General features: G+C 64.8%; 23 protein-coding genes. 14 read left to right on the top strand and 9 right to left on the bottom strand.

Annotated elements, in window-relative coordinates:
* Nucleotides 1-26: 26 nt before the first annotated feature.
* From ABLE71_RS05245 to ABLE71_RS05275, 7 genes are all read right to left on the bottom strand, one after another.
* Nucleotides 27-1,517, bottom strand: coding sequence for a CpaF family protein (locus tag ABLE71_RS05245; RefSeq protein ID WP_348782299.1), 1,491 nt, complete (start codon nucleotides 1,515-1,517; stop codon nucleotides 27-29).
* A 20-nt stretch (nucleotides 1,518-1,537) separates the two neighbouring features.
* A complete protein-coding gene (locus ABLE71_RS05250) occupies nucleotides 1,538-2,815 on the bottom strand; it encodes an AAA family ATPase (RefSeq protein WP_348782300.1) in 1,278 nt (425 codons plus the stop codon).
* A gap of 27 nt (nucleotides 2,816-2,842) precedes the next feature.
* Nucleotides 2,843-3,523, bottom strand: a complete 681-nt coding sequence (locus tag ABLE71_RS05255; protein WP_348782301.1) for a CpaD family pilus assembly protein — start codon at nucleotides 3,521-3,523, stop codon at nucleotides 2,843-2,845.
* Nucleotides 3,524-3,537: 14 nt separating this feature from the next.
* Nucleotides 3,538-5,130: a type II and III secretion system protein family protein gene (locus ABLE71_RS05260; protein WP_348782302.1), complete on the bottom strand. Its 1,593-nt coding sequence runs from the start codon at nucleotides 5,128-5,130 to the stop codon at nucleotides 3,538-3,540.
* Nucleotides 5,127-5,942 carry a Flp pilus assembly protein CpaB gene (cpaB, locus tag ABLE71_RS05265; RefSeq protein ID WP_348782303.1) on the bottom strand — a complete coding sequence of 272 codons (816 nt, stop codon included), beginning with the start codon at nucleotides 5,940-5,942 and terminating at the stop codon, nucleotides 5,127-5,129. The genes ABLE71_RS05260 and cpaB overlap by 4 nt, the downstream gene beginning before the upstream one ends.
* Before the next feature lie 155 nt (nucleotides 5,943-6,097).
* Nucleotides 6,098-6,619, bottom strand: a complete 522-nt coding sequence (locus ABLE71_RS05270) for a prepilin peptidase (protein ID WP_348782304.1) — start codon at nucleotides 6,617-6,619, stop codon at nucleotides 6,098-6,100.
* Nucleotides 6,620-6,791: 172 nt separating this feature from the next.
* Entirely contained in the window at nucleotides 6,792-6,959 is a 168-nt protein-coding gene (locus tag ABLE71_RS05275; protein ID WP_348782305.1) for a Flp family type IVb pilin, read from the bottom strand.
* Between the two features lie 320 nt (nucleotides 6,960-7,279).
* On the opposite strand from ABLE71_RS05275, the gene ABLE71_RS05280 reads away from it, so the two are divergent.
* The 3 genes from ABLE71_RS05280 (at nucleotide 7,280) to ABLE71_RS05290 (ending at nucleotide 9,067) form a co-directional block, all read left to right on the top strand.
* Nucleotides 7,280-7,690 carry a pilus assembly protein N-terminal domain-containing protein gene (locus ABLE71_RS05280; RefSeq protein WP_348782306.1) on the top strand — a complete coding sequence of 137 codons (411 nt, stop codon included), beginning with the start codon at nucleotides 7,280-7,282 and terminating at the stop codon, nucleotides 7,688-7,690.
* Nucleotides 7,691-7,849: 159 nt separating this feature from the next.
* Nucleotides 7,850-8,410 (top strand): TadE/TadG family type IV pilus assembly protein, encoded by a 561-nt coding sequence (locus tag ABLE71_RS05285; RefSeq protein ID WP_348783664.1) that lies wholly within the window; start codon nucleotides 7,850-7,852, stop codon nucleotides 8,408-8,410.
* A 48-nt stretch (nucleotides 8,411-8,458) separates the two neighbouring features.
* Nucleotides 8,459-9,067 (top strand): TadE/TadG family type IV pilus assembly protein, encoded by a 609-nt coding sequence (locus ABLE71_RS05290; RefSeq protein ID WP_348782307.1) that lies wholly within the window; start codon nucleotides 8,459-8,461, stop codon nucleotides 9,065-9,067.
* On the opposite strand, the gene ABLE71_RS05295 is transcribed toward ABLE71_RS05290, so the two are convergent.
* Nucleotides 9,061-10,026 carry a PhnD/SsuA/transferrin family substrate-binding protein gene (locus ABLE71_RS05295; protein ID WP_348782308.1) on the bottom strand — a complete coding sequence of 322 codons (966 nt, stop codon included), beginning with the start codon at nucleotides 10,024-10,026 and terminating at the stop codon, nucleotides 9,061-9,063. The genes ABLE71_RS05290 and ABLE71_RS05295 overlap by 7 nt on opposite strands.
* Before the next feature lie 54 nt (nucleotides 10,027-10,080).
* Between ABLE71_RS05295 and ABLE71_RS05300 the strand changes: the two genes are divergently transcribed.
* The 4 genes from ABLE71_RS05300 (at nucleotide 10,081) to rpsT (ending at nucleotide 13,442) form a co-directional block, all read left to right on the top strand.
* A complete protein-coding gene (locus ABLE71_RS05300) occupies nucleotides 10,081-11,328 on the top strand; it encodes a phosphopentomutase (RefSeq protein ID WP_348782309.1) in 1,248 nt (415 codons plus the stop codon).
* Nucleotides 11,321-12,208 (top strand): bifunctional DNA-formamidopyrimidine glycosylase/DNA-(apurinic or apyrimidinic site) lyase, encoded by an 888-nt coding sequence (gene mutM / locus ABLE71_RS05305; RefSeq protein ID WP_348782310.1) that lies wholly within the window; start codon nucleotides 11,321-11,323, stop codon nucleotides 12,206-12,208. The genes ABLE71_RS05300 and mutM overlap by 8 nt, the downstream gene beginning before the upstream one ends.
* Before the next feature lie 43 nt (nucleotides 12,209-12,251).
* Nucleotides 12,252-13,025 carry an enoyl-CoA hydratase gene (locus tag ABLE71_RS05310; protein WP_348782311.1) on the top strand — a complete coding sequence of 258 codons (774 nt, stop codon included), beginning with the start codon at nucleotides 12,252-12,254 and terminating at the stop codon, nucleotides 13,023-13,025.
* A 150-nt stretch (nucleotides 13,026-13,175) separates the two neighbouring features.
* On the top strand, nucleotides 13,176-13,442 hold the full coding sequence (gene rpsT / locus ABLE71_RS05315; RefSeq protein WP_348782312.1) for a 30S ribosomal protein S20: 267 nt from the start codon (nucleotides 13,176-13,178) through the stop codon (nucleotides 13,440-13,442).
* Between the two features lie 224 nt (nucleotides 13,443-13,666).
* Here rpsT and ABLE71_RS05320 read toward each other — a convergent pair whose 3' ends face one another.
* Nucleotides 13,667-13,987 carry a hypothetical protein gene (locus tag ABLE71_RS05320; RefSeq protein WP_348782313.1) on the bottom strand — a complete coding sequence of 107 codons (321 nt, stop codon included), beginning with the start codon at nucleotides 13,985-13,987 and terminating at the stop codon, nucleotides 13,667-13,669.
* A 298-nt stretch (nucleotides 13,988-14,285) separates the two neighbouring features.
* Between ABLE71_RS05320 and dnaA the strand changes: the two genes are divergently transcribed.
* From dnaA to ABLE71_RS05355, 7 genes are all read left to right on the top strand, one after another.
* A complete protein-coding gene (gene dnaA / locus ABLE71_RS05325) occupies nucleotides 14,286-15,752 on the top strand; it encodes a chromosomal replication initiator protein DnaA (protein ID WP_348782314.1) in 1,467 nt (488 codons plus the stop codon).
* A gap of 290 nt (nucleotides 15,753-16,042) precedes the next feature.
* Nucleotides 16,043-17,161 carry a DNA polymerase III subunit beta gene (gene dnaN / locus ABLE71_RS05330; RefSeq protein WP_348782315.1) on the top strand — a complete coding sequence of 373 codons (1,119 nt, stop codon included), beginning with the start codon at nucleotides 16,043-16,045 and terminating at the stop codon, nucleotides 17,159-17,161.
* Nucleotides 17,162-17,190: 29 nt separating this feature from the next.
* Nucleotides 17,191-18,354, top strand: a complete 1,164-nt coding sequence (recF, locus tag ABLE71_RS05335; RefSeq protein ID WP_348782316.1) for a DNA replication/repair protein RecF — start codon at nucleotides 17,191-17,193, stop codon at nucleotides 18,352-18,354.
* 22 nt (nucleotides 18,355-18,376) lie between these two features.
* Entirely contained in the window at nucleotides 18,377-18,985 is a 609-nt protein-coding gene (locus ABLE71_RS05340; RefSeq protein ID WP_348782317.1) for an SMI1/KNR4 family protein, read from the top strand.
* Nucleotides 18,982-19,743 carry a molybdopterin-synthase adenylyltransferase MoeB gene (locus tag ABLE71_RS05345; protein ID WP_348782318.1) on the top strand — a complete coding sequence of 254 codons (762 nt, stop codon included), beginning with the start codon at nucleotides 18,982-18,984 and terminating at the stop codon, nucleotides 19,741-19,743. The genes ABLE71_RS05340 and ABLE71_RS05345 overlap by 4 nt, the downstream gene beginning before the upstream one ends.
* On the top strand, nucleotides 19,740-20,996 hold the full coding sequence (locus ABLE71_RS05350) for an aconitase X catalytic domain-containing protein (RefSeq protein ID WP_348782319.1): 1,257 nt from the start codon (nucleotides 19,740-19,742) through the stop codon (nucleotides 20,994-20,996). The genes ABLE71_RS05345 and ABLE71_RS05350 overlap by 4 nt, the downstream gene beginning before the upstream one ends.
* The gene (locus ABLE71_RS05355) at nucleotides 20,993-21,436 is read left to right on the top strand and encodes a DUF126 domain-containing protein (protein ID WP_348782320.1); all 444 of its coding nucleotides are present in this window, start codon (nucleotides 20,993-20,995) and stop codon (nucleotides 21,434-21,436) included. The genes ABLE71_RS05350 and ABLE71_RS05355 overlap by 4 nt, the downstream gene beginning before the upstream one ends.
* The last annotated feature ends 7 nt before the right edge of the window (nucleotides 21,437-21,443 follow it).

A 21,443-nucleotide genomic window follows, 5' to 3' on the forward strand; every position in this document is an offset into this window, starting at 1 on the left:
CTCGTCAGCTTATCCCGATCCGGGCATCAGGCCGCCCGCTTCTCCATGGACTCCAGAGCCGCCGCAAGCCGCTGCTCTTCTCCGTAGTAGCGCGCGCGGTCCCAAAAATGCGGCCGGCCGACACCCGTCGACACATGTTCTCCCAAGAGCTTGCCGGCCGCATCCTCGCCCTTGATGTTGTAGAGGACCAGGTCCTGCGTGATGATCACGTCGCCTTCCATGCCGATCACCTCGGTGATGTGGGTGATGCGGCGTGAGCCGTCGCGCAGACGCGCCGCCTGGATGATGACGTCGACCGAACCGACGATGATTTCGCGCACGGTCCTCTGCGGCAGCGTGTAGCCGCCCATGGCAATCATGGATTCCATGCGGTTCAGGCATTCGCGCGGGCTGTTCGAGTGGATCGTGCCCATCGAGCCGTCGTGGCCGGTGTTCATCGCCTGCAGCAGATCGAAGACTTCCGGTCCGCGCACCTCGCCGACGATGATGCGCTCGGGGCGCATGCGCAGGCAATTCTTGACCAGGTCGCGCATGGTCACCTCGCCCTCGCCCTCGAGGTTGGGCGGGCGCGTCTCGAGGCGCACGACATGCGGCTGCTGCAGCTGCAGTTCCGCCGAGTCCTCGCAGGTGATGACACGCTCCTCGCGGTCGACATAGTTGGTCAGGCAGTTCAGCAAGGTCGTCTTGCCGGAGCCGGTGCCGCCCGAGATGATGATGTTGCAGCGGACGCGGCCGATGATCTTCAGCACCTCGGCGCCCGCCGGCGAGATGGCGCCGAACTTCATGATCTGGTCGAGCGTCAGCTTGTCCTTCTTGAACTTGCGGATGGTGAGCGCGGCCCCGTCGATGGCGAGCGGCGGCGCGATCACGTTGACGCGCGAGCCGTCGGGCAGGCGGGCGTCGCAGATCGGGCTGGATTCATCGACGCGCCGGCCGACCTGGCTGACGATGCGCTGGCAGATGTTCAGAAGCTGCTGGTTGTCGCGGAAACGGATGCCGGTCTGCTCGACCTTGCCGTTGACCTCGATGTAGACGTTCTTGGACCCGTTCACCATGATGTCGGCGATGTCGTCGCGCGCAAGCAGAGGCTCGAGCGGACCGTAACCCAGCACGTCGTTGCAGATATCCTCGAGCAGTTCCTCCTGCTCGGCGATCGACATCGCGAAATTCTTGATCGCGATAATGTCGTTGACGATGTCGCGGATTTCCTCGCGGGCGCTGTCGGGATCGAGCTTGGCGAGTTGCGAAAGATCGATCGTGTCGATCAGCGCCGAAAACACCTGGCTCTTGGTGTCGTAGTAGGTCTCGCTGCGCTCGCGGGTGAGCTTGCGCGGCTCGGGTGCGATCGGCGGCGCCTCGACCGACCTGCGCGCCACCGGCTGAGCGGCCGGGGCGACCGCGGGCCTGGCTTCCGGCGCTTTCACCGCAGGTGCAGGCGCTGCCGCCGCCGGCTGCGCGGGCGGGCGGAAGTCGGGCGTCGCCTTGGTACCCTCGTCGTTACCTCTTCTACCAAACATGTCTGATTGCCAATCCCCGACTATTTCTTCTTCGTGAACTTGCCGAGCAAGCCGCCTATGCCGGCCTTCTTCTTCGTCTTGATCTCGCTGCGGCCGGTCAGGATATGCGCGATCTCGTTGATGATGGCGGTGACCGGGTGGGCAGCATCCATCTCGCCGAGCATACGGCCGTTGTTGGAGGCGTTGCCGAAAAGCAGCGGTTCAAACGGAATGACTGCCATCGGCGAGATGCCGAGCGGCTCGGCGAAATCAGCCAGCTTGATCTCTGGCCGCTTCGGCACGCCGGCCTGGTTGATGATCAGCTTGGGCGGCTGGTCGTTGGGCCTGAGCCGCTTGAGCATGTCGATGATGTTCTTGGCGTTGCGCAGGTTCGCCAGCTCCGGCGTCGCCGTCACGACGATCTCGTCCGCCTTGGTGAGCGTCGCCTTGGACCAACCGGTCCAGACATGCGGCATGTCGAGGACCACGATCGGCGCGCTGCGCTGCGCCGTGTCGATGATCTGGGCGAATGCGTCCTGATCGAAATCGTAGACGCGCTCGAGCGTCGAGGGCGCCGCAAGCAGCGACAGGTGCTCGGAGCACTGCGCAAGCAGCCGGTCGAGATAGACCTCGTCGATGCGCTCGGGCGAAAACACCGCTTCGGCAATGCCCTGCGCCGGGTCCTGGTCGAAATCGATGTTCGCGGTGCCGAAGGCGAGGTCGAGATCCGCGACCACGACCTCGGACTTGAACAGCGACGACATCGACCACGCGATATTGTGCGCGATTGTCGAGGAGCCGACGCCGCCCTTGGCGCCGATGAAGGCGATCGAGCGGCCTATCGGTTCGGATTCCGGATCGACGAAGATGGTGGAGATGACGCTCACCACATCGGCCATGGAGATCGGCGCGACGACATATTCGGAAATGCCCGAGCGGATCAGCTCGCGGTAGAGTCCGACGTCGTTGTAGTGCCCGATGACGACCACCTTGGTGGTCGGATCGCAGTATTCGGCGAGTTCGTTCAGCGACTGAAGCATGTCGCGCGGCTCCTTGCGCGACTCCAGGATGATCAGGTTCGGAGTTGGCGCCGACTGGTAGAGTTCGATCGCCGTCGCCGCCCCACCCATGTGGACCTTCAGGTGAGCCTTGGCCATGCGGCGGTCCTCGCCCGCCCGCTCAATCGGCTGGGCGACGCCTTCCGTCTCGCAGAACGCCTGGATGGAGATGCGCGGCACCGGCCGCAGCGCCTGCAGGGCCGCGATTTCCGGTGTCGCCGTCTCGCCGTCGGCGGGGCTGTCGTATGCCAGATTTGTCATGTTGCCCTTACCCCAGTTCCGCCCGCGTCAGAAGTCGACGTTCTGGTCGAATTCGGATTCCCCGGTCTGGTAGATGTTGATCACCGTTTCGCGGTTGGCCGCGTCGATCGGCGTCTGCTTGCGCGGCCCGAGCAGATCCGCCGGATTGGCGATCTGAGCGGCCACGTTGTTCTGATACGAACAGCCGAAATTCGCGTAGTGCTTGTTCTCGCTGGTTTCGAGGAGATCGTCGGGCCAGCGCCCGCATTTGTCGGTTTGCGCCCGCATCGCCAGGAACGAAACCCGCACCGGCGCCGACACCTCTTCCGGGGAAGCCTGGTAGGATGCGATCATGATCCGGCTTGCCGGCACGCCGTTCTTCCTGGCGATGTGCGCGAAATCGGTTGCGGCGTCGGCAGCCGCCACGCCGTTGGCGGAACCCGATGGCGCGACGATGTTCAGCACCGGGGCCGCGGACTTGTCATATCCGGCGAGGAAACCTTCGAGCGATGCGCGCTGCGAGGCCGTCGCGCCGCGGTCGCTTGCACCGACCGGCAGGTCGAGCGTCTGTTCCTTCTCCGCGATGACAATCGGATGATTGGTCCGGTAGTCGTCCGGGACCGCACCGACCGTTATCGAATCGCGTTTCGCGCATCCGGAAAGAAGCGCGACCGTGGCGGCCGCCAGGACGAGGCCCATGCCTCTGGTCGTGAACGCTGCGTAGGACATGCCCGAGACCCCGTTCATTTGTAGATGTAGCCGACGACGCCGTGGTAGCGCCCGTTGGGCAGATCGGTCTGCATGGTGCCGTAGACGCGGTTGACGCGGCCGAGGAACATGGCGGCGCCGTCGCTGGCGGCGTTGAAATTGTCGTCCGGCTTGGCAAGCTGATTGCGCGCAGTCGGCCGAGCGATGTAGGGCGTGACGATGATGACGAGTTCGGTCTCGTTGCGCACGAAGTCGCGGCTGCGGAAAAGCGTGCCCAGCACCGGCAGCTTCGACAGGCCGGGCAAGCCATTGACCGCCTGCCTGACGTCGTCGCGCACCAGGCCGGCGATCATCATGGAGCCGCCGGAAGGCAGCTCGACCGTGGTGTCGGCGAGACGCTTGCGGATCGACAGCGCGGTCATGCCGGCCTGCCTGAATTGCTCACCGTTGAAGCCGCCCGACAGCGTCACGGAACCCTCGTCGGTCGGCTCGGAAACGGAGGTGCGGATCTTCAGGCTGATGCGTCCGGCGGAAAGCACTACCGGCTTGAATTCCAGGCCGATGCCGTATTCCAGCTTTTCGACCGTATACGTCGTTCCGCCGGTGTCCTCGTCCGCCGATTGATTAGTCACCAGGTTGAACTCGCCGCCGACCCTGAACGTGGCCTGTTCGCCGGAAACGGCCGTCAGCGTCGGTTCGGCGAGCGTCTTCATCACGCCGGCCTGCTCCATGGCGTTGAAATATGCGTCGAGCGCCGAGGTGCCGATGGAGGCCTGCGAAGCGCTCAAGGGCTTGCCTAGACCGGGCAGGGTCTCGCTGATCGCGCCCCAGCTGATGCCGTTGCTGTCGCCGCTGCCAATCATATTGACGCCGAGCTGCTTCATGACGTTGCGGCTGACCTCGGCGACGGTGACCTTCAGCATCACCTGGTCCTCGCCGATGATCTGGATCAGGTTGACGATGCCGCTGATCTGGCGCGTGGAGTCGGGGTTGTCGATATCGACGCCGCCGCCGTCGCTGCTTGCGGCAGCTGTCTGAGAATACTGGCCCGTGGTCGCTTCACCGCCGCGCACCAGCATGTTGGCGATCTGCGCGGCGCGGGACGCGTCGAGCGGCGTATCCACGGTGCCGGTCAGCACCACGTTGTCGTTGATCAGCTCGACCTTAACGTCGGATGTCGGAATGAACCGCTTGATGTATTCCTCGACGCCGGCCGTATCGCGCTCGACCTGCAGGTCCAGGCTGACGATCTGTTCGCCGTTCGGCCCGAAGACGAAGATGTTGGTCTCGCCCACCGACTTGCCGAAGAGATAGATGCGGCGCGCCGTGCGCGTAACCGCGTCGGCGACGGCCGGGTTGGCGACCAGTATGTCGTAAGCGTCCGCGGGCAGATCGATGACGACGGATTTGTTCAACCCGAGCTTCACGTTCTGGGTCGCCGCCATCGCGCCGACGCCGGTCTGGCCACCGTCGGCATAGCCCGCGACCTGGTCGCCATTGAGCTGTCCGCCCGCAAAGGCGCCGTTCGTCTGCAGGCTGGTTCCGGCCAGCAGCAGTCCGAGCGCAGCGGCAACCGTGGCGCCGGCCCGTCTGCCCTTCGACGCCGGCGAAGCTACCCCTGAAGTCATTTCCTTGCTCCCACTTCGGAAACTTCACCGGATTTGATCAGCCGGATCGTGCCGCGCCTGCCAGCGCCCGAGACAAGATAGTCCGCCTCGTCGGTGACTATCTCGCGGGTGTCGACCAGCGAGCGCAGCGACAGGGTCAACCGGTCGGCCAGCTGCTGGGCGACGGTGATGATCTCCGCCTGCTGCGGCGTCAGCTCCAGCGTCGCCGTCTCGCCGATCTTCACGCGGCGGCCCTCCTCGTCCTCCTGAATGGCCTGGTCGATCGCCAGCACCTTTATGTTCTTCAGAATTGTCTCGGTGACGAAACCGCCTGTCGTGGCGGCCGTGTCGGAACGCCGTGTCATGATGACGTCGACATAGTCGTTTGGAAGGATGAAGCCGCCGGCGGAGGTGTCGGCCGCGATCTGGGTGGCGACGGCCCTGTAGCCGGTCGGCAGGATGGAGGACATGAAGCTCTGGCCTTCGCCGATGAGCTTCGACTTGCGCAGCGGCTCGCCGGCGAACATGGCGAGGCGGGCGACCGAGCCCTTGTACGTCTGCAGAGCCTCGGGGTCGCCGTCGCGCGTGATGAAGTTCTCGTTCACGCCGTCCGACGGCCAGGACTGCCAGGTCAGCTGGTCGCCGACCGCCGCGCCCATCGGCACATCGCCCTTGAGCACCAGGACATCGGTGAGTTCGATCGAGGGAGCCTGCGGCCCCTGCTCCACGATGACTTCGGGAGGCGGGGCGGCCATCATGTTCTTCGCTACATAGCCGGCGCCGCCCGCCGCGGCCACCGCTACCCCCAAAATGATCAGTCGGGATGCTGCCATCTGTCCAACCTCGTACCCGGCAAACCCTCAAGCCAAGCCGGACAATGCAGTCCCAATCGTCAAATTACGGTTAATGCATTCCTTACGATCGTGATTAATTTAAAGTTTATGCAAAGGCCGCCGACCGGCACCCGGCGGCTAAGCCGGCTTCGGGATTATTGCGCGGCCAGGCGCTCCAGCGCCCACGTCATCATCGGGGAACCGGGATAGGTGATGAGGCCGCCGATCCCGAGCGCGATGCCGTAGGGAATGCCGCCCTTGGCGTCGGCGAAATTGCGCAGGAACATGTTCCTGCCCGTATATACGGAGAGCGCCGAGCCGCGGAAGCTGAGGATGGCCAGGGTGAGCGCGCCGCCGACGAAGGCGGATACGACCAGATATTCGATGAGATGGAGATTGAAGCCCATCCACACGGCCGTCGCGGAGAGCAGCTTGGCGTCGCCGCCGCCCATCCCGCCCAGCGCGAACAGGCCGAAGGTCACAGCCAGAACGAGCGCGCCCGCGGCGAAATGCCAGCCATAGGCGGCCCACTCCATTCCGGTCAGCGGCGCGACGACGGCAAAGACGGCAACAAGCAGGAGCGGCACGCGATTGGCGATGGTCATCGAAAGCGTGTCGGACACGGCCGCGAACACCATGCAGAACGGGAACACGACGAAGATCAGCGCTTCAAGCATGGAAGAGTTTCCGCGAGACGATGCACACCGGCGCAATCATAGGGCAGCGGGCTTAACCGCCGGTGAAAGGAGTCACGCGGATTTTCCCCGAATGGCGGACGCGCCAGAAACGAAAAGGCCGCCCGTTGGGGCGGCCTTTCCAATCCAGCCGGACAAGCCGGCAAGAGATGGATTACCCGTCCAGCGCGCTCGAGATGTCGTTGAACTTGGTGCCGATCGAGTTACCGACGGCGCCAGCGCCAACCATGATGGCGAGAGCGATGAGAGCGGCGATCAGACCGTATTCGATGGCGGTCGCGCCGGATTCGTCCTTCACGAAACGTGCAAAGATGTTGGACATGCTAGAGCTCCTACTCCGTGTTACAGCACTTCCGTCAACTTCTGTGACCGGTTGATCGGATGACCGCACTGTAGGGAGAAGCTCTTTCAAACGGCTTAAGAAACAGCCTTACCGAATCCTTTCCGGCGAAAATGCCGCCATTGGTTAACACCTTCACAACAGCCGAAGCGGCGAACCGACACTGCCGGCCGTGGATGAAATGCCCGCATAACCGGGGCGATGCAGCAATGGTCTCCGGCAGCGGCCGGAAACCCGCTTAACCCTTGGTTCACCAATATCGTTCATCTTCCGTTGAAACTTGACCCCGTCGGAGAGCCTTCATGGCGAAGCTTGCCCTTGGACTCGCATTCCTGATCGCCTCGGCCGCCGCTACGCCCGCCCTTGCGGAGTCGGGCATCGAGGTCACGATGAACCAGGCCAAGATCGTCAAGCTGTCCCGCGCCGCGGACACGATCATCATCGGCAATCCCGACATCGCCGACGCCTCGGTGCAGGATGCATCCACCGTGGTGCTGACGGGCAAGGGTTTCGGCGTCACCAACCTCGTCATCCTGGACGAGACCGGCGCCCCGATCATCGATGAGCAGGTGACGGTCAGCCGCTCGACCGCTTCGAGCGTGCGCATATACAGGCGCGCCGTCGTGCAGACGCTTTCCTGCGCGCCCTATTGCGAAAGCTCCTACAAGTCCGATGCCGAACGCGCCTCCGAATCCGAGATGAGCAGCCAGTAGGATTCGCCCTCCCAAGGCGGCATGCGGCAGCCTGCCGGCCATTAACGGTCGGTAAAGACGATCGCGACAATTGCGCCCGTCAACAATACGCGACTTCAACCCGGATATCATAGAGTCCCGCCGATACCGCATCAGGATCGGCAGGAACCCGATATGAGCATGCAATCCGAACCAATCGACAAAGGGCGCCGGCAAGGCTTCCTTTCGCGCTTCCTGCGCAACCGCAGCGGCAGCACCGCGGTCGAATTCTCGCTGTTGTCGATCCCCTTCGCGATGCTGGTCTTCGCCATCCTCGAAAGCTGCATCTCGTTTGCCGGCCAGCAGGTCCTGGCGAATGCCACCGACGACGTCGCCCGCCAGATCCGGACCGGCCAGTTGAAGCCCGCGGACCTGACCAAGGAATCGCTGGAGGCGATGATCTGCGACAGGCTGGACATCATCGTCACGGCGGGCTGTCCCGGCCTGGAAGTGGATTTGCGCGAGTTCGCGACCTTCGCGGAGGCTGCAGCCGTACGCATCAAGCTCACTCCCGAGAGGGAACTCGACACCAGCGACTTTGCCGTGGATCCCGGCCTCTCCATGTCCAAGAACATGCTGCGCGTCTTCTACGAATGGCCTGTCATCACCGACTTCATGGCCCGGATGTTGTCCAACCTGAAGGGCGGCAAGACGCTGCATTTCGCAACGGTCACCTGGCAGAACGAGCCGTTCGACGACTGAGATTTTTTGCTTCGCACTGGCGAAGCGTGGAAAGGGCGGAAAATGTCAATGCGTGCGGGGGCACAGTTTCTTGGAATCGCGCGTCGGTTGGTTCGCGACAAAGGCGGCGTGGCGGCGCTCGAGTTCGCGATGATCGTGCCGCTTCTGCTCATGCTCTATTTCGTGACGATGGAGGTCGCGCAGGCGATCGAGGTCAACAAGAAGGTCAGCCGCGTCGGCAGCCTGGTCGCCGACCTCGTCACCCAGATGCAGGAGATGAACAAGACGGAACTCGAAGGCATCATGCGCATCGGCGAGGCGACGCTGCAGCCCTACAACCGCAGCCAGCCGAACATCACCATCACAGCGATCGAGGTGACCGACGAGGCAACTCCGAAAATCCAGGTGGTCTGGTCGCGCAAGCTGATAAACGGCGCCTTCAGCGCCGGTTCGGCGGCGGGAACCGCCGTCTCCGATCTCCCCCCGGCGCTCAGGATCAAGGGCAGTTTCCTGATCCGCGCCGAAAGCTCGCTGGAGTACGAGCCCGTGATCACGTGGGCGGCGTCCTCGAAAACCACGCTCGGCCTCGCTTCTGCATTCGACGGCATATCGATGGCGGAAACCTACTACCTGCGGCCGCGCATGAGCATGACCATCCCCTGCACGAACTGCTACTGAGCTTCCGGCCGCGCCTCGCCCAGCATCCGCACCATATCGAGCGCAACCGCGTAATCCGGCTGCGAGGCGGCGGTGAAGCCGCCGAGATGATGCGTCTCGATCCGCTCATACATTTCCGGATCGGCAGTTCTCAGCCCCGTCAGGAACTCGGTCAGCCTCCGCTTGGGCTCCGGATCGAGGCCTATCGATACGGCATGGGGCCCGAAGCGCAGCACGTCGGAGCGCCAAACGATATCGAGCGCCGAGCGATCCATGCCCGCCGCCGCAAGCCGCGCCGGCGTGCCGCCATCGATCTCCTCGGCGTCCGGCAGACCGGCAGGCATCCAGCCGAAGATCGCGTCCACGCTGCCCTCGGCGAGCATCGCCTCCGCGGCCTCGGCCGAATCCGCCTTCACGAAGAAGCTCTCCGCTCCACTCAGCGGCTTGCCGCCGGGCTGGAACGCCGCGAGCGGCAGCTGGTGTCCTGCAATGCTGTCTGGCGGCTGCAGCGCAATGCGCCGCCCCGCAAGATCGGACGCTGAAGAAAGCCTACCGTTCGCGGCAATCAGTACCGAGCGTATGCCGATCGACCCGTCCTCGCCGGTCGGCGCAACCAGCGGCTCCACGCATTCGCAGCGCCGGTAGGCCGACGCATAGGCCGATGCGCTGTAGATCGCGTATTCGATGCGCGACGACGCCTGCGCGTCGATCAACGCCGCATAGCTGCGCGCGACGAAGAACTCGACCTTGAGGCCGAGCGCCTTGGTGAAGGCGTCATTGAGTTCGGCGAGCCCGGCGATCGTGTCGCCAGCGCCCGGCTCGGCGACGACGCCCACCCTGAAGGTGCCGATGTCCTCGCGCCAGTCGGCCGAGGCAGTCGTGGTCAGGCAAGCGGCAGCCACGCAGAACACCCCGCCAGCGACCCTCGCCATTGTCAGGATCGGGCTGCCACGCCGCTCTTCCGAATTGCCAATGTCCATGGCAAACCCTATGTCTGGCCCATCCGTCCGGCAACAGGAGCCAGTACTTATCCAATGTCGCGTGCGTTCCTGTTCGTGCTTGATTCCTTCGGCGTCGGCGGAGCCGACGACGCGGCGCGTTTCGGCGACGCCGGCTCGAACACGTTCGGGCACATAGCGGAGGCGTGCGCGGCAGGCCTTGCAGACCGAGAGGGAGTACGGCGCGGGCCGCTCGACCTTCCCACCATGATGGCGCTCGGCCTCGGCCATGCTGCCAGGACTGCCGCCGGTTACCCGCAGATCACCGGCGCACTTCGCCCGTCCGCCTTCCATGGCGCCGCGCAAGAAGTCTCAACGGGTAAGGACACGCCGTCGGGCCATTGGGAGATCGCGGGCTTGCCGGTGCCTTTCGAATGGGGCTATTTCCCCCGCACGGTCCCGGCCTTCCCCGCCGGTTTGACGCAGGCTATCATCCGCGAGGGCAGGCTGCCGGGCATCCTCGGCGACTGCCATGCCTCCGGCACCGAGATCATCGAGAAATTCGGCGAGGAACACATCCGTACCGGTAAGCCGATCCTTTATACCTCGGCCGATTCCGTCATCCAGATCGCCGCGCATGAGCAGCATTTCGGCCTGGAGCGGCTCCATGAGCTCTGCCTCGCAGTCAGGCGGCTGGCCGATCCGCTGAACATCGGCCGCATTATCGCCCGTCCTTTCGTCGGCGAGACCGCGGCCGGCTTCGAGCGCACCGCCAACCGGCGCGACTATGCCGTGCCGCCCCCAGAAGCCACTCTGCTCGACCAGCTGGTCGCGCGTGGAACGAAGGTCATCGGCGTCGGCAAGATCGGCGACATCTTCGCTCATCGCGGCGTTTCGGATGTGCGCAAGGCCGCCGGCAACATTGCCCTGTTCGACACGTCCCTCGGCGCTATGAAGGACGCCGGCGATGGCGACCTGGTGTTCGCCAATTTCGTCGATTTCGACTCGCTGTTCGGCCACCGCCGCGACGTAGCCGGTTATGCCGCCGCGCTGGAGGCCTTCGACCGCCGCCTGCCCGAGGCGCTGGCGCTGCTCCAGCCGGGCGACCTGCTGCTGCTGACCGCCGATCACGGCTGCGACCCGACATGGAGCGGCACCGACCATACGCGCGAGCGCGTGCCGGTCTTCGGCTGCGCGCCCGGCCTGCCCGGCGGCGACGTGGGGCTGCGCAAGACCTTTGCCGATATCGGCGAGACGGTCGCCGAGCATCTCGGCCTGCCGCCCGGCCGGCACGGCGCCTCCTTCCTCACGTCCATCGCCATGACCCTGGATCGCCATGCCTGAGCTGCCCGAGGTCGAGACCGTCCGGCGCGGCCTGCAACCGGTCATGGAGGGCGCGCGGATCGTCTCGGTCGAGACCCGGCGTGCGGACCTGCGTTTTCCCTTTCCACCCGATTTCGCGGGGCGTCTCTCCGGAAGGAAGATCGTCTCGCTTGGCAGGCGCGCGAAGTACCTGACCGCCGAGATCGAGGGCGGCCCGCTGCTCATCTGCCATCTCGGCATGTCCGGGTCGTTTCGCATCGAAGCGGAAGGCGGGGCCTCGACGCCCGGCGCGTTCCATCATGAACGCTCCAAGGCGGCGTCGCACGATCACGTGGTCTTCCACCTCGCCTCGCCGCGCGGGAAGAAATCGATGGTCGTGTTCAACGACCCGCGCCGCTTCGGCTTCATGCTCTTTGCCGACGCCAACAACGAACATCCGATGCTCGCCGACCTCGGCGTCGAGCCGACCGGCAATGCGCTTGACGGCAAGCTGCTCGGCGAGCTCCTGCGCGGCAAGAAGACGCCATTGAAGGCAGCCCTCCTCGATCAGACGCTGATCGCAGGCCTCGGCAACATATACGTGGCGGAGGCGCTGTGGCGCGCCGGTCTGTCGCCGCGGCGCGCGGCAGGCACCATTGCGACTGCAAACGGCAAGGTGGGCCAGCGCGCGGAAAAACTCTCCTCGGCCATACGCTCGGTCATCGCCGACGCCATCGAGGCGGGCGGCTCCTCGCTGCGCGACTATATCCATGCCGACGGCTCGCTCGGCTATTTCCAGCATTCCTTTTCGGTCTATGACCGCGAGGGCGAGCCTTGCCGCAAGCCCGGCTGCAGCGGCAGGATTTCCCGCATCGTCCAGAGCGGCCGCTCGACATTCTACTGCCCGATCTGCCAACACTAGATGCCGGCGCAAGCGCATGATGGCGACGAACGGAGGGACCGCGATGGCCTATGAGACAATCCTGGTGGAGACGCGCGGCAAGGTCGGCCTCGTCACGCTCAATCGCCCGAAAGCGCTCAACGCGCTGAACGGCCAGGTGCTGGCCGATCTGCTCGCAGCCTTCAAGGCGTTCGACGCGGATCCCGCCATTGCAGCCAGCGTGCTCACCGGCTCGGAAAAAGCCTTCGCAGCCGGCGCCGACATCAAGGAGATGGCGTCGATGGACTATGCCGACGCCTATCTCGACGACACTTTCGCCGGCTGGGAGGAATTCGCACGCACGCGCAAGCCGGTGATAGCGGCGGTCGCCGGATATGCGCTCGGTGGCGGCTGCGAACTCGCCATGATGTGCGACTTCATCATCGCCGCCGACAGTGCCAAGTTCGGCCAACCGGAGATCACGCTGGGCGTCATGCCGGGCATGGGCGGCTCGCAGCGGCTCACCCGCTTCGTCGGCAAGTCCAAGGCAATGGACATGGTGCTCACCGGCCGCATGATGGACGCGGCCGAAGCCGAGCGCTGCGGGCTCGTTTCGCGTGTGGTGCCTGCCGCCGATCTGGTCGAGGAGGCGCTCAAGGCCGCGGCGAAAATCGCCGCATTCTCGCTGCCGGCCGTCTTGATGGCCAAGGAGGCCGTCAACCGCGCCTACGAGACGACGCTCGCCGAAGGGCTGCGCTTCGAGCGGCGGCTTTTCCACTCGATGTTCGCGCTTGAAGACCAGAAGGAAGGCATGGCCGCCTTCACCGAAAAGCGTCCGCCGAACTTCCGCAACCGTTAAGCCGGAATTCGCCGAAACTTCGTTGACGCGCCGGAAAAGCTGCACTATAAGCCCGCACCAACCGAGGCGGCCCTGTGGCTGCCCGTTTATTTTTTGCGCCCTGCCGTTTGTCGCATAGCGCTTATCGAAAAAGACACGAAGAGAGGCATCATGGCCAATACATCCTCGGCCAAGAAGGCGGCGCGCAAGATGGTCCGCAAGGCCGCCGTCAACAAGAACAGGCGCTCGCGCGTGCGCACGTTCGTCCGCCAGGTCGAAGAGGCGCTGGCCTCGGGAGACAAGGCGGCAGCCGAAGCGGCTTTCAAGGCCGCGCAGCCGGAACTGATGCGCGCCGCCAGCAAGGGCGTGCTGCATTCCAACACCGCATCGCGGAAGGTTTCGCGGCTGGCGCAGCGGGTCAAGTCGCTGTCCGCCTGACACCGATCTCGACCCTTCCCGACCTGTTCAGCCCGGCGCGCCGCGCCGGGTTTTTTGTTTGCCGGACAATGGCTTGGCGGAGGCCCGTCGGCATCCGTTCATGTCGTTTTTTTGACCGCCCGATTCATTTGCCGGCACATGCGCTGTTTCTTATGTGTGCAGAGACCGACGCGGCTTTGCGCAAGCGATGCGCGAAGCAGAAATTATCTATTGTTTTCAATGACCTATGGATGGTTATCCACAAGTTCCACAAGAGCCGCCTCGCGCTTGGGGGACAACCTGCTGTCAAGCGAATAATTTAAAAAAAAATTCCCGTGCGACGACAGTTTTCGCCACCGTCGGGAAAGGTTTTGAATCACAAAGGCTTTGCCGATTTCCGCCGCTGCAGGACTCTCTGAATCGCTCACGGGGCCGCCTCGATTCATTAAAAAACAGTTAGCCTCGCACTTGCCCTGCCCGCAGCGATTTCTGTAGAGTTCGATCATTGAGATTGGACGGGCTTCCACCCCGAACAAACCAGCCAAACCCGGCGAAGTTTGCAGCACGGATGATTCCGTGATCGGGAGAGCTTTGTCCATATCGACGGAAAAGTGGGGTTAGCAACAGCGTAAAAAGTCCGGGCCGGCATTTCGCCGGATGGGGCAGCTTTTGCCGAGCGACGGGGCGCGGCAAGGCGGCGCATCGGAAATGTTGGTCGTGCGTGCGGAAGGCTGAAGACGCTGCCGGGCGGGCAGCGATGGCAGGCGATTACGAGGAAACGAGGATTTGAAAATGCAAAGCGGCATCGAAAGGGAGGCCCACGGACGGGCTCTCTTTCCTGTAGACTTGACCGAGGGCAACGAAATGGTGGCTGCGAGCGAGGCGGAGAGAATTTTTGAACGCTTGAGGACGCAGCTGAAGGCCCGACTGGGAACCGAGGTTTATTCGAGCTGGTTCGGGCGTATGAAGCTTGCCGAGGCTTCCAAGGGCGTCGTGCGCCTGTCGGTACCGACCGCCTTCCTGAAGTCCTGGATCAACGGCCACTATCTCGACGTCATCGCCGAGCTTTGGCGACAGGAGGAGCCCGAACTCTTTCGCATCGAGATCATCGTGCGCAGCGCGACGCGGCCGCTGCGTCCGGTGATCGAAAGCCCGCCGGAGGCGCTGCGCAAGCCGGCGGCGCGGCCGGCGCAGACCGCGCTCGGCTCGGGCATCGTCCCGGCCGGAAAGGCGGAGGCCTCGCCTTCGCCGCGGACGGGCGGCGCTCATGCGCCCGAGTTCCGCCAAGGGGTGCTCGGCTCGCCGCTCGACCAGCGATACACTTTCCAGTCCTTCATCGAGGGACCGTCGAACCGCGTCGCGCTCGCCGCGGCGCGCGCCGTCGCCGAATCCATGTCGCGCTTCAATCCGCTGTTCCTCCATGCGACGGTCGGTCTGGGCAAGACCCATCTGTTGCAGGCGATCGCGGCGGAGTCGCTGAAGCAGAATCCCAAATCGCGGGTCGTCTACCTGACGGCCGAATACTTCATGTGGCGCTTCGCCACCGCGATCCGCGACAACAACGCGCTGACGCTCAAGGAGCAGCTGCGCGACATCGATCTCTTGATCATCGACGACATGCAGTTCCTGCAGGGCAAGTCGATCCAGCACGAATTCTGTCACCTGATCAACATGCTGCTGGACAGCGCCAGGCAGGTCGTCGTCGCGGCCGACCGGCCGCCCGCCGAGCTTGAATCGCTCGAGCCGCGGGTGCGCTCGCGCCTCAATGGAGGCGTCGCGCTGGAAATGTCGTCGCCCGACTACACGATGCGGCTCGGCATGCTGAAGATCCGCCACGCCGCGGCGAAGGCCGAGGACCCGTCGATCGATATCTCCGAAGACATCCTCGCCCACATCGCGCGCACCGTGACCGGCAGCGGCCGCGAACTCGAAGGCGCGTTCAACCAGCTGCTCTTCCGTCAGAGCTTCGAGCCGCAGCTCACGATCGAACGCATCGACGAGATCCTGGGCCACATCTACCGCTCCGGCGAGCCGAAACGGGTCCGCATCGAAGACATCCAGCGTGTCGTCGCGCGCCACTACAACGTGTCGAAGACCGAGCTCCTCTCCAACCGGCGCACGCGCACCATCGTCAAGCCACGGCAGATCGCCATGTATCTGGCGAAGGTGATGACGCCGCGCTCCCTGCCTGAGATCGGCCGGCGCTTCGGCGGTCGCGACCACACGACCGTGCTCCACGCCGTGCGCAAGATCGAGGGTCTCTCCGGCTCCGACAACACGCTGGCGCAGGAGTTGGAACTGCTGCGGCGGCTGATCAACGACCAGTCCTAGGGGCCCTGACCGAAGGATCGCGTCGGCGAAAGGCGGGAACCGGTCTTGCGAAACGGCCGTGCGCACGACCGGATAGATCGAGCCCATTCGTCCGGTCGGCGCGTGCCGACCGGACAGGGGGAACGCTTTATCCCCAGAAAGCCTGCGGAACCGGCCCGGCAAAGCCTCGCGGACTTGCCTTTGGGCCGGTTTTCCTGTCAGTCTGCCGCGATTCCGAAGCTGTTTTAAAGCCCGTAGCGGAATTCCGGTCCGGAACTCCGGCAGTTACATTCAAGCGAGCTCGTTTGGTCATGCGTGTCATCCTCGAACGGTCCAACCTCCTGAAGTCGCTGAACCACGTTCACCGCGTGGTCGAACGGCGCAACACGATCCCGATCCTGTCCAACGTGCTGCTCAATGCGTCGGGCGCGATCCTGGAGATGAAGGCGACCGATCTCGACCTGGAGGTCACCGAGGCGACCCCGGCCAAGGTCGAGCGGGCAGGCGCCACCACGGTTCCCGCGCACCTGCTCTACGACATCGTGCGCAAGCTGCCGGAAGGGGCCGAGGTGATGCTTCGGACCGACGAGGACGGCAACGCCATGTCGGTGATCTCGGGACGTTCGAGCTTCCGGCTGCAGTGCCTGCCGCAGTCCGATTTCCCCGAGCTCTCGGCCGGCTCCTTCTCGCACATCTTCCGTATAGATTCGTCGGCGCTCAAGGGGCTGATCGACAAGACGCAGTTCGCGATCTCGACCGAGGAGACGCGCTACTACCTCAACGGCATCTACTTCCACGCGATCGAGACCGGCGGCAAGCTCAAGCTGCGCTCCGTCGCGACCGACGGCCACCGCTTGGCGCGCGCCGAGATGGACGCGCCGGCAGGCTCCGAAGGCATGCCCGGCATCATCATTCCGCGCAAGACGGTAAGCGAGTTGCAGAAGCTGGTCGACGTTCCTGACGTCGCGGTGACGACCGAGCTGTCTGACGCCAAGATCCGCTTCACCATCGGCAGCGTGGTGCTGACATCGAAGCTGATCGACGGCACCTTCCCCGACTACCAGCGCGTTATCCCGACCGGCAACGACAAGGCGCTCGTCATCGACCGCGCGACTTTCGCCGCCGCCGTCGACCGCGTCTCCACCATCTCTTCCGAACGCGGCCGCGCGGTGAAGCTGTCGATCTCGGACGGGCAGCTGACGCTCGCCGTCAACAACCCGGACTCCGGCAGCGCGACGGAGGAGCTTGCGGCGGACTATTCATCCGACCCGATCGAGATCGGCTTCAACGCACGCTATCTGCTCGATGTAGCGGCGCAGCTTGGCGGCGGCGACGCGCGCTTCATGCTCGCCGACGCCGGCTCGCCGACGCTGATCCAGGATACCGCCGACGAGAACACGCTTTACGTGCTCATGCCGATGCGGGTGTAAGCCGCCACGAACAAGGTCGATCCGCGAAAATGACGCCGACGCCCAGAAACGACGGCGCCGGCTCGGTGTTCATACGTAAGCTGACGCTTACGGATTTCCGTAACTACGCTGCACTTGCGCTCGACCTCGAGCCGGGCATGGTGGTGTTCAGCGGCGACAACGGCGCCGGAAAGACCAATCTGCTGGAAGCGATCTCGCTGCTGACGCCCGGGCGGGGCCTGCGCCGCGCGCCCTACGGCGAAGTCGCGCGCGAGGGCGCCGCCGCCGGCTTCGCTGTCCATGCCCGGCTCGACGGCCCGCAGGGCGAGTTCGAGATCGGCACCGGGACGACGGGCCTCGACGCCAACGGCGAGGCGGGCAGGCGCGTGCGCATCAACTCGACCCAGACTACCGCCGACGAGCTGCTCGAATGGCTGCGTGTGCTGTGGATCACGCCGGCGATGGACGCACTCTTCACCGGGCCGGCCGGCGACCGCCGCCGTTTCCTCGATCGGCTGGTGCTGGCCATCGACCCGGGCCACGGTCGCCGGGCGCAGGATTACGAGAAGGCGATGCGCGGCCGCAACCGGCTGCTCGCCGAAGGCTCGCGCGACCGGGCCTGGTTCGACGCGATCGAGATGCAGATGGTGGAGGCGGGCACCGCGATCGCGGCGGCCCGCGCCGAGATGGTGCGGCTGCTCGCCGCCATGATCGACAAGTTGCCCGAGAGCCCGTTTCCGCGCGCCGACCTCGCCCTGTCGGGATCGCTGGAGGCGATGGTCGGCCATGCGCCCGCCGTCGAGATCGAGGAAACCTTCCGGCTGGCGCTGGCCTCCGGCCGCGACCGCGACCGTGCGGCGGGGCGCACGCTCGACGGCCCGCACCGCTCGGACCTTCTCGTTCGCCATCGCCCCAAGGCGATGCCCGCCGAGCTGTGCTCGACCGGCGAGCAGAAGGCGCTGCTCGTCGGCATCGTGCTGTCGCATGCGCGGCTCTGCGGCGAGATGTCGGGCAGCGTGCCGATCTTGCTGCTCGACGAGATCGCCGCGCATCTCGATGCCGGCCGCCGCGCCGCGCTGTTCGCCATCCTCGACGAGCTCGGCTGCCAGACCTTCATGACCGGCACGGAGGCCGCTCTGTTTTCCAGCATCGAGGGCCGTGCGCGGTTCCTCACCGTCGACCACGGCACCGTTTCGCCCACGGCTGACCATTGACCAAGGGTTTGGGGGACCGGGCATGGAATCCTATATCGGGGGGTTGGAAGCGAAGGCGGAGCAATGGTCCGGCCTTGGGGTGTGGCGTTACGCCGACGGAACCGCGCGAATAGGACACCTGCCGAAACGAGGTATCGAGGCCTATCTGCACTATTGGTACGGACCGCTGAGCGAAGCGGAGGTCGAGGAGTTGGAGCGGATTGCAATGCAGCCGATTCCGGAAAGCTTGAAACGCTTTTATCTTCATCACAATGGATGCAACCTCTTTGGAGGCAGCATCTTTGTGTTCGGCCTGAGGAAGAGTTACGATCGGGCGGATTTCGATGCCATGGCCTGCAATCCCTTCGACCTACGAATTCCTGCCATCACAAACAGGAAAAGGAGTCCGTCCGGACAGGGATTGTGCATTTGCACGTATCAGGACAAATCTCTTGTGTTCATAGAGCCGGACGAAACGATCGCTCGGACCCCGGACAACGACTCCCGCACCGTCTTGAATGAATGGGCCAGTTTCGAGGGTTGGATTACCTCGGAGTTTGAGCGCATAAGTCGGTACTTCGATCAGTCGGGCAACTGCACGGTTCCTCTATTGGAAACGGTGCCGCGGTCCCGAAGCGAGCGTTTGTCATGAATCAGATTGCCCCGCTTTCGCCAGAAGAACTCGAACGCTATGCGCGCCACATCGTGCTGCCGGAGATCGGCGGCGCCGGCCAGCAGAAGCTCAAGCGCGCACGCGTGCTGGTCATCGGCGCCGGCGGGCTTGGCGCGCCGATGCTGCAATATCTCGCGGCGGCGGGCGTCGGAACGCTCGGCATCGTCGACGACGACACGATCTCGCTCTCCAACTTGCAGCGGCAGGTCATCCACGACACCGCCTCGGTCGGCAAACCGAAGCTCGACAGCGCCCGGGCCGCCATCGAACGCATCAATCCGAATGTAAGCGTCGATTTACACAATACTCGCCTCGACGGGAGCAGTGCCGCTGCGCTTGTTGCGCAATATGACGTCGTCGCCGACGGCTCCGACAATTTCGAGACGCGCTATGCCGTCGCCGACGCCTGTGCTGTCGCCCGGCGCCCGCTGGTGCACGGCTCGGTCGGACGCTTCGACGGCCAGGTCACGGTGCTGAAGCCCTACGAAACCGGGCCGGATGGCAAGCCCCACCCGTCCTACCGCGATCTGTTTCCCGAGCCGCCGCCCGCCGGGCTGGTACCATCCTGCGCCGAAGCCGGCGTGCTCGGCGCGCTGACGGGTGTTCTGGGCACGTTGCAGGCGCTGGAAGTGATCAAGCTGATAACAGGCATCGGCGAGCCGCTCATTGGACGGCTGCTGCTCTACGATGCGCTCGCCGCCCGCTTCGACACGATCCGCTACAAGGCCCGGACGTGAGCCTGACACTCACCGCCGAAGAACGCTCCATTGCCGCGGGCGATCATGGCGAGGGCGCTGCGATGACCATGCGCATCATCGCCGAGAGCGCACGCCTGCTCGGCGCGCCGCGCCTCCTGCCAATAGCCTCCGCCCACATCGACGGGGCACTCTATCATGGCGATTCCGGCACGCTCTTCGCCGAGAGGCTGGTCGAGGGCGGCGCGCGCGTTGCCGTGCGCTCGACGCTCAATGTCGGCGCGCTCGACCTGATGGGCTGCTCGCGAGTCCGGCTGGAGAAACCGGCGCGCGGCATGGCGCGGCGGATGATGGAGGCCTACAGAAAACTCGGCTGCGAGCAGAGCTGGACCTGCGCGCCCTACCAGGCCGGGCACCGGCCGGCTTTCGGCACGGATGTCGCCTGGGGCGAGTCCAACGCGGTCGTCTTCTGCAACTCCGTGCTTGGCGCACGCACCAACCGCTACGGCGATTTTCTCGACATCGCCTGCGCGATTTCCGGCCGCGCGCCGGACTACGGCCTGCACCGACAGGAGAATCGCCGCGCCACGCTCGTCTTCGATGTCTCGGCCCTCCCGGCAGCTTTCCTGGCCTCGGAAATCGCCTGGCCGGTGTTGGGCAGCCTTTACGGCCGCGAGGTGGGCAACGCGGTCGGTGTCGTCACTGGTATTGAAAAGCACCCCGGCGAGGATGCGCTCAAGGCATTCGGCGCGGCAGCCGCCTCGTCCGGCGCGGTCGGGCTGTTCCACATCGCCGGCGTCACGCCGGAAGCGCCGAGCCTAGCCACAGCGCTCGGCGATCAGGAGCCGGACACAAAGATCCGCGTGACGCGGGACATGATAGCGAATGCACACGCCGCGCTTTCGACCGCCGTCTCATCCGACAGGATCGACGCGGTTGCGATCGGCAGTCCGCATCTCTCGCTCGCCGAATTCATCGAACTGGAGCGGCTCATCGCCGGGCGGAAGCTGCGCGTGCCCATCTATGCCTGCACCGGCCGCCATGCGCTCGCCGAACTCGACCGCGACGGCAGCCGCAAGGCGCTGGAGGCGTCAGGCGTCGTCGTCGTCGCCGACACCTGCGTCGTCGTCACGCCGATCCTGCCGGATCGGCCAGGCGCGGTTTTGATGACGAACTCGGGCAAGTTCGCGCACTACGCGCCAGGCAACACCGGGTACGCGGTGCTCTACGCTTCGCTTGCAGATTGCGTGCAAAGCGCCGTCGTCGGTAAGCCTGTCTTTACGGAGCTGACATGAGCAGCAACGCTTCCGCCACGCTCGACGCCGTGCAGGCTGAAGTGCTGGTCGCCGGCGACGCCGGTGCCGGCGCCGCACTCGTGCTCTCCGCACCGATCAGCTTCTGGGGCGGCGTCGATCCGAGGACGGGAACTATCGCCGATGTGCGCCATCCCGAGCATGGTCAATCGATCGCAGGACGCGTCCTCTTCCTGCCCGGAACGATAGGATCGTCCTCGGCATCGGCCGTGCTGATGGAACTTGTCCACAACGGCCACGCACCGGCAGCGCTCGTGCTGCACGAACCAGACGCCATCCTGCTGCTTGGCCTCATCGTCGCCAGGGAGATGGGTTGGCCGACGCCGGTCGCGGTCAAGCTCGACAGAAGCCGTTTTGCAGGCTTCGCCGGCGCGGCCCTGTCCGTTTCCGCCGGCGGCCTGCTGGGAATCCACCCCGGCTGAGTTTCGC

Source organism: Mesorhizobium sp. KR9-304 (assembly GCF_040049215.1).
In the GTDB taxonomy this organism is placed as follows: Bacteria; Pseudomonadota; Alphaproteobacteria; order Rhizobiales; family Rhizobiaceae; genus Mesorhizobium_K.

Excerpts from the sequence above, each read along its gene's own strand:
- ABLE71_RS05245 (WP_348782299.1), bottom strand. The coding sequence starts at position 1,517 with ATGTTTGGTAGAAGAGGTAACGACGAGGGTACCAAGGCGACGCCCGAC.
- ABLE71_RS05250 (WP_348782300.1), bottom strand. The coding sequence starts at position 2,815 with ATGACAAATCTGGCATACGACAGCCCCGCCGACGGCGAGACGGCGACA.
- ABLE71_RS05255 (WP_348782301.1), bottom strand. The coding sequence starts at position 3,523 with ATGTCCTACGCAGCGTTCACGACCAGAGGCATGGGCCTCGTCCTGGCG.
- ABLE71_RS05260 (WP_348782302.1), bottom strand. The coding sequence starts at position 5,130 with ATGACTTCAGGGGTAGCTTCGCCGGCGTCGAAGGGCAGACGGGCCGGC.
- cpaB (WP_348782303.1), bottom strand. The coding sequence starts at position 5,942 with ATGGCAGCATCCCGACTGATCATTTTGGGGGTAGCGGTGGCCGCGGCG.
- ABLE71_RS05270 (WP_348782304.1), bottom strand. The coding sequence starts at position 6,619 with ATGCTTGAAGCGCTGATCTTCGTCGTGTTCCCGTTCTGCATGGTGTTC.
- ABLE71_RS05275 (WP_348782305.1), bottom strand. The coding sequence starts at position 6,959 with ATGTCCAACATCTTTGCACGTTTCGTGAAGGACGAATCCGGCGCGACC.
- ABLE71_RS05280 (WP_348782306.1), top strand. The coding sequence starts at position 7,280 with ATGGCGAAGCTTGCCCTTGGACTCGCATTCCTGATCGCCTCGGCCGCC.
- ABLE71_RS05285 (WP_348783664.1), top strand. The coding sequence starts at position 7,850 with ATGCAATCCGAACCAATCGACAAAGGGCGCCGGCAAGGCTTCCTTTCG.
- ABLE71_RS05290 (WP_348782307.1), top strand. The coding sequence starts at position 8,459 with ATGCGTGCGGGGGCACAGTTTCTTGGAATCGCGCGTCGGTTGGTTCGC.
- ABLE71_RS05295 (WP_348782308.1), bottom strand. The coding sequence starts at position 10,026 with ATGGACATTGGCAATTCGGAAGAGCGGCGTGGCAGCCCGATCCTGACA.
- ABLE71_RS05300 (WP_348782309.1), top strand. The coding sequence starts at position 10,081 with ATGTCGCGTGCGTTCCTGTTCGTGCTTGATTCCTTCGGCGTCGGCGGA.
- mutM (WP_348782310.1), top strand. The coding sequence starts at position 11,321 with ATGCCTGAGCTGCCCGAGGTCGAGACCGTCCGGCGCGGCCTGCAACCG.
- ABLE71_RS05310 (WP_348782311.1), top strand. The coding sequence starts at position 12,252 with ATGGCCTATGAGACAATCCTGGTGGAGACGCGCGGCAAGGTCGGCCTC.
- rpsT (WP_348782312.1), top strand. The coding sequence starts at position 13,176 with ATGGCCAATACATCCTCGGCCAAGAAGGCGGCGCGCAAGATGGTCCGC.
- dnaA (WP_348782314.1), top strand. The coding sequence starts at position 14,286 with ATGGTGGCTGCGAGCGAGGCGGAGAGAATTTTTGAACGCTTGAGGACG.
- dnaN (WP_348782315.1), top strand. The coding sequence starts at position 16,043 with ATGCGTGTCATCCTCGAACGGTCCAACCTCCTGAAGTCGCTGAACCAC.
- recF (WP_348782316.1), top strand. The coding sequence starts at position 17,191 with ATGACGCCGACGCCCAGAAACGACGGCGCCGGCTCGGTGTTCATACGT.
- ABLE71_RS05340 (WP_348782317.1), top strand. The coding sequence starts at position 18,377 with ATGGAATCCTATATCGGGGGGTTGGAAGCGAAGGCGGAGCAATGGTCC.
- ABLE71_RS05345 (WP_348782318.1), top strand. The coding sequence starts at position 18,982 with ATGAATCAGATTGCCCCGCTTTCGCCAGAAGAACTCGAACGCTATGCG.
- ABLE71_RS05355 (WP_348782320.1), top strand. The coding sequence starts at position 20,993 with ATGAGCAGCAACGCTTCCGCCACGCTCGACGCCGTGCAGGCTGAAGTG.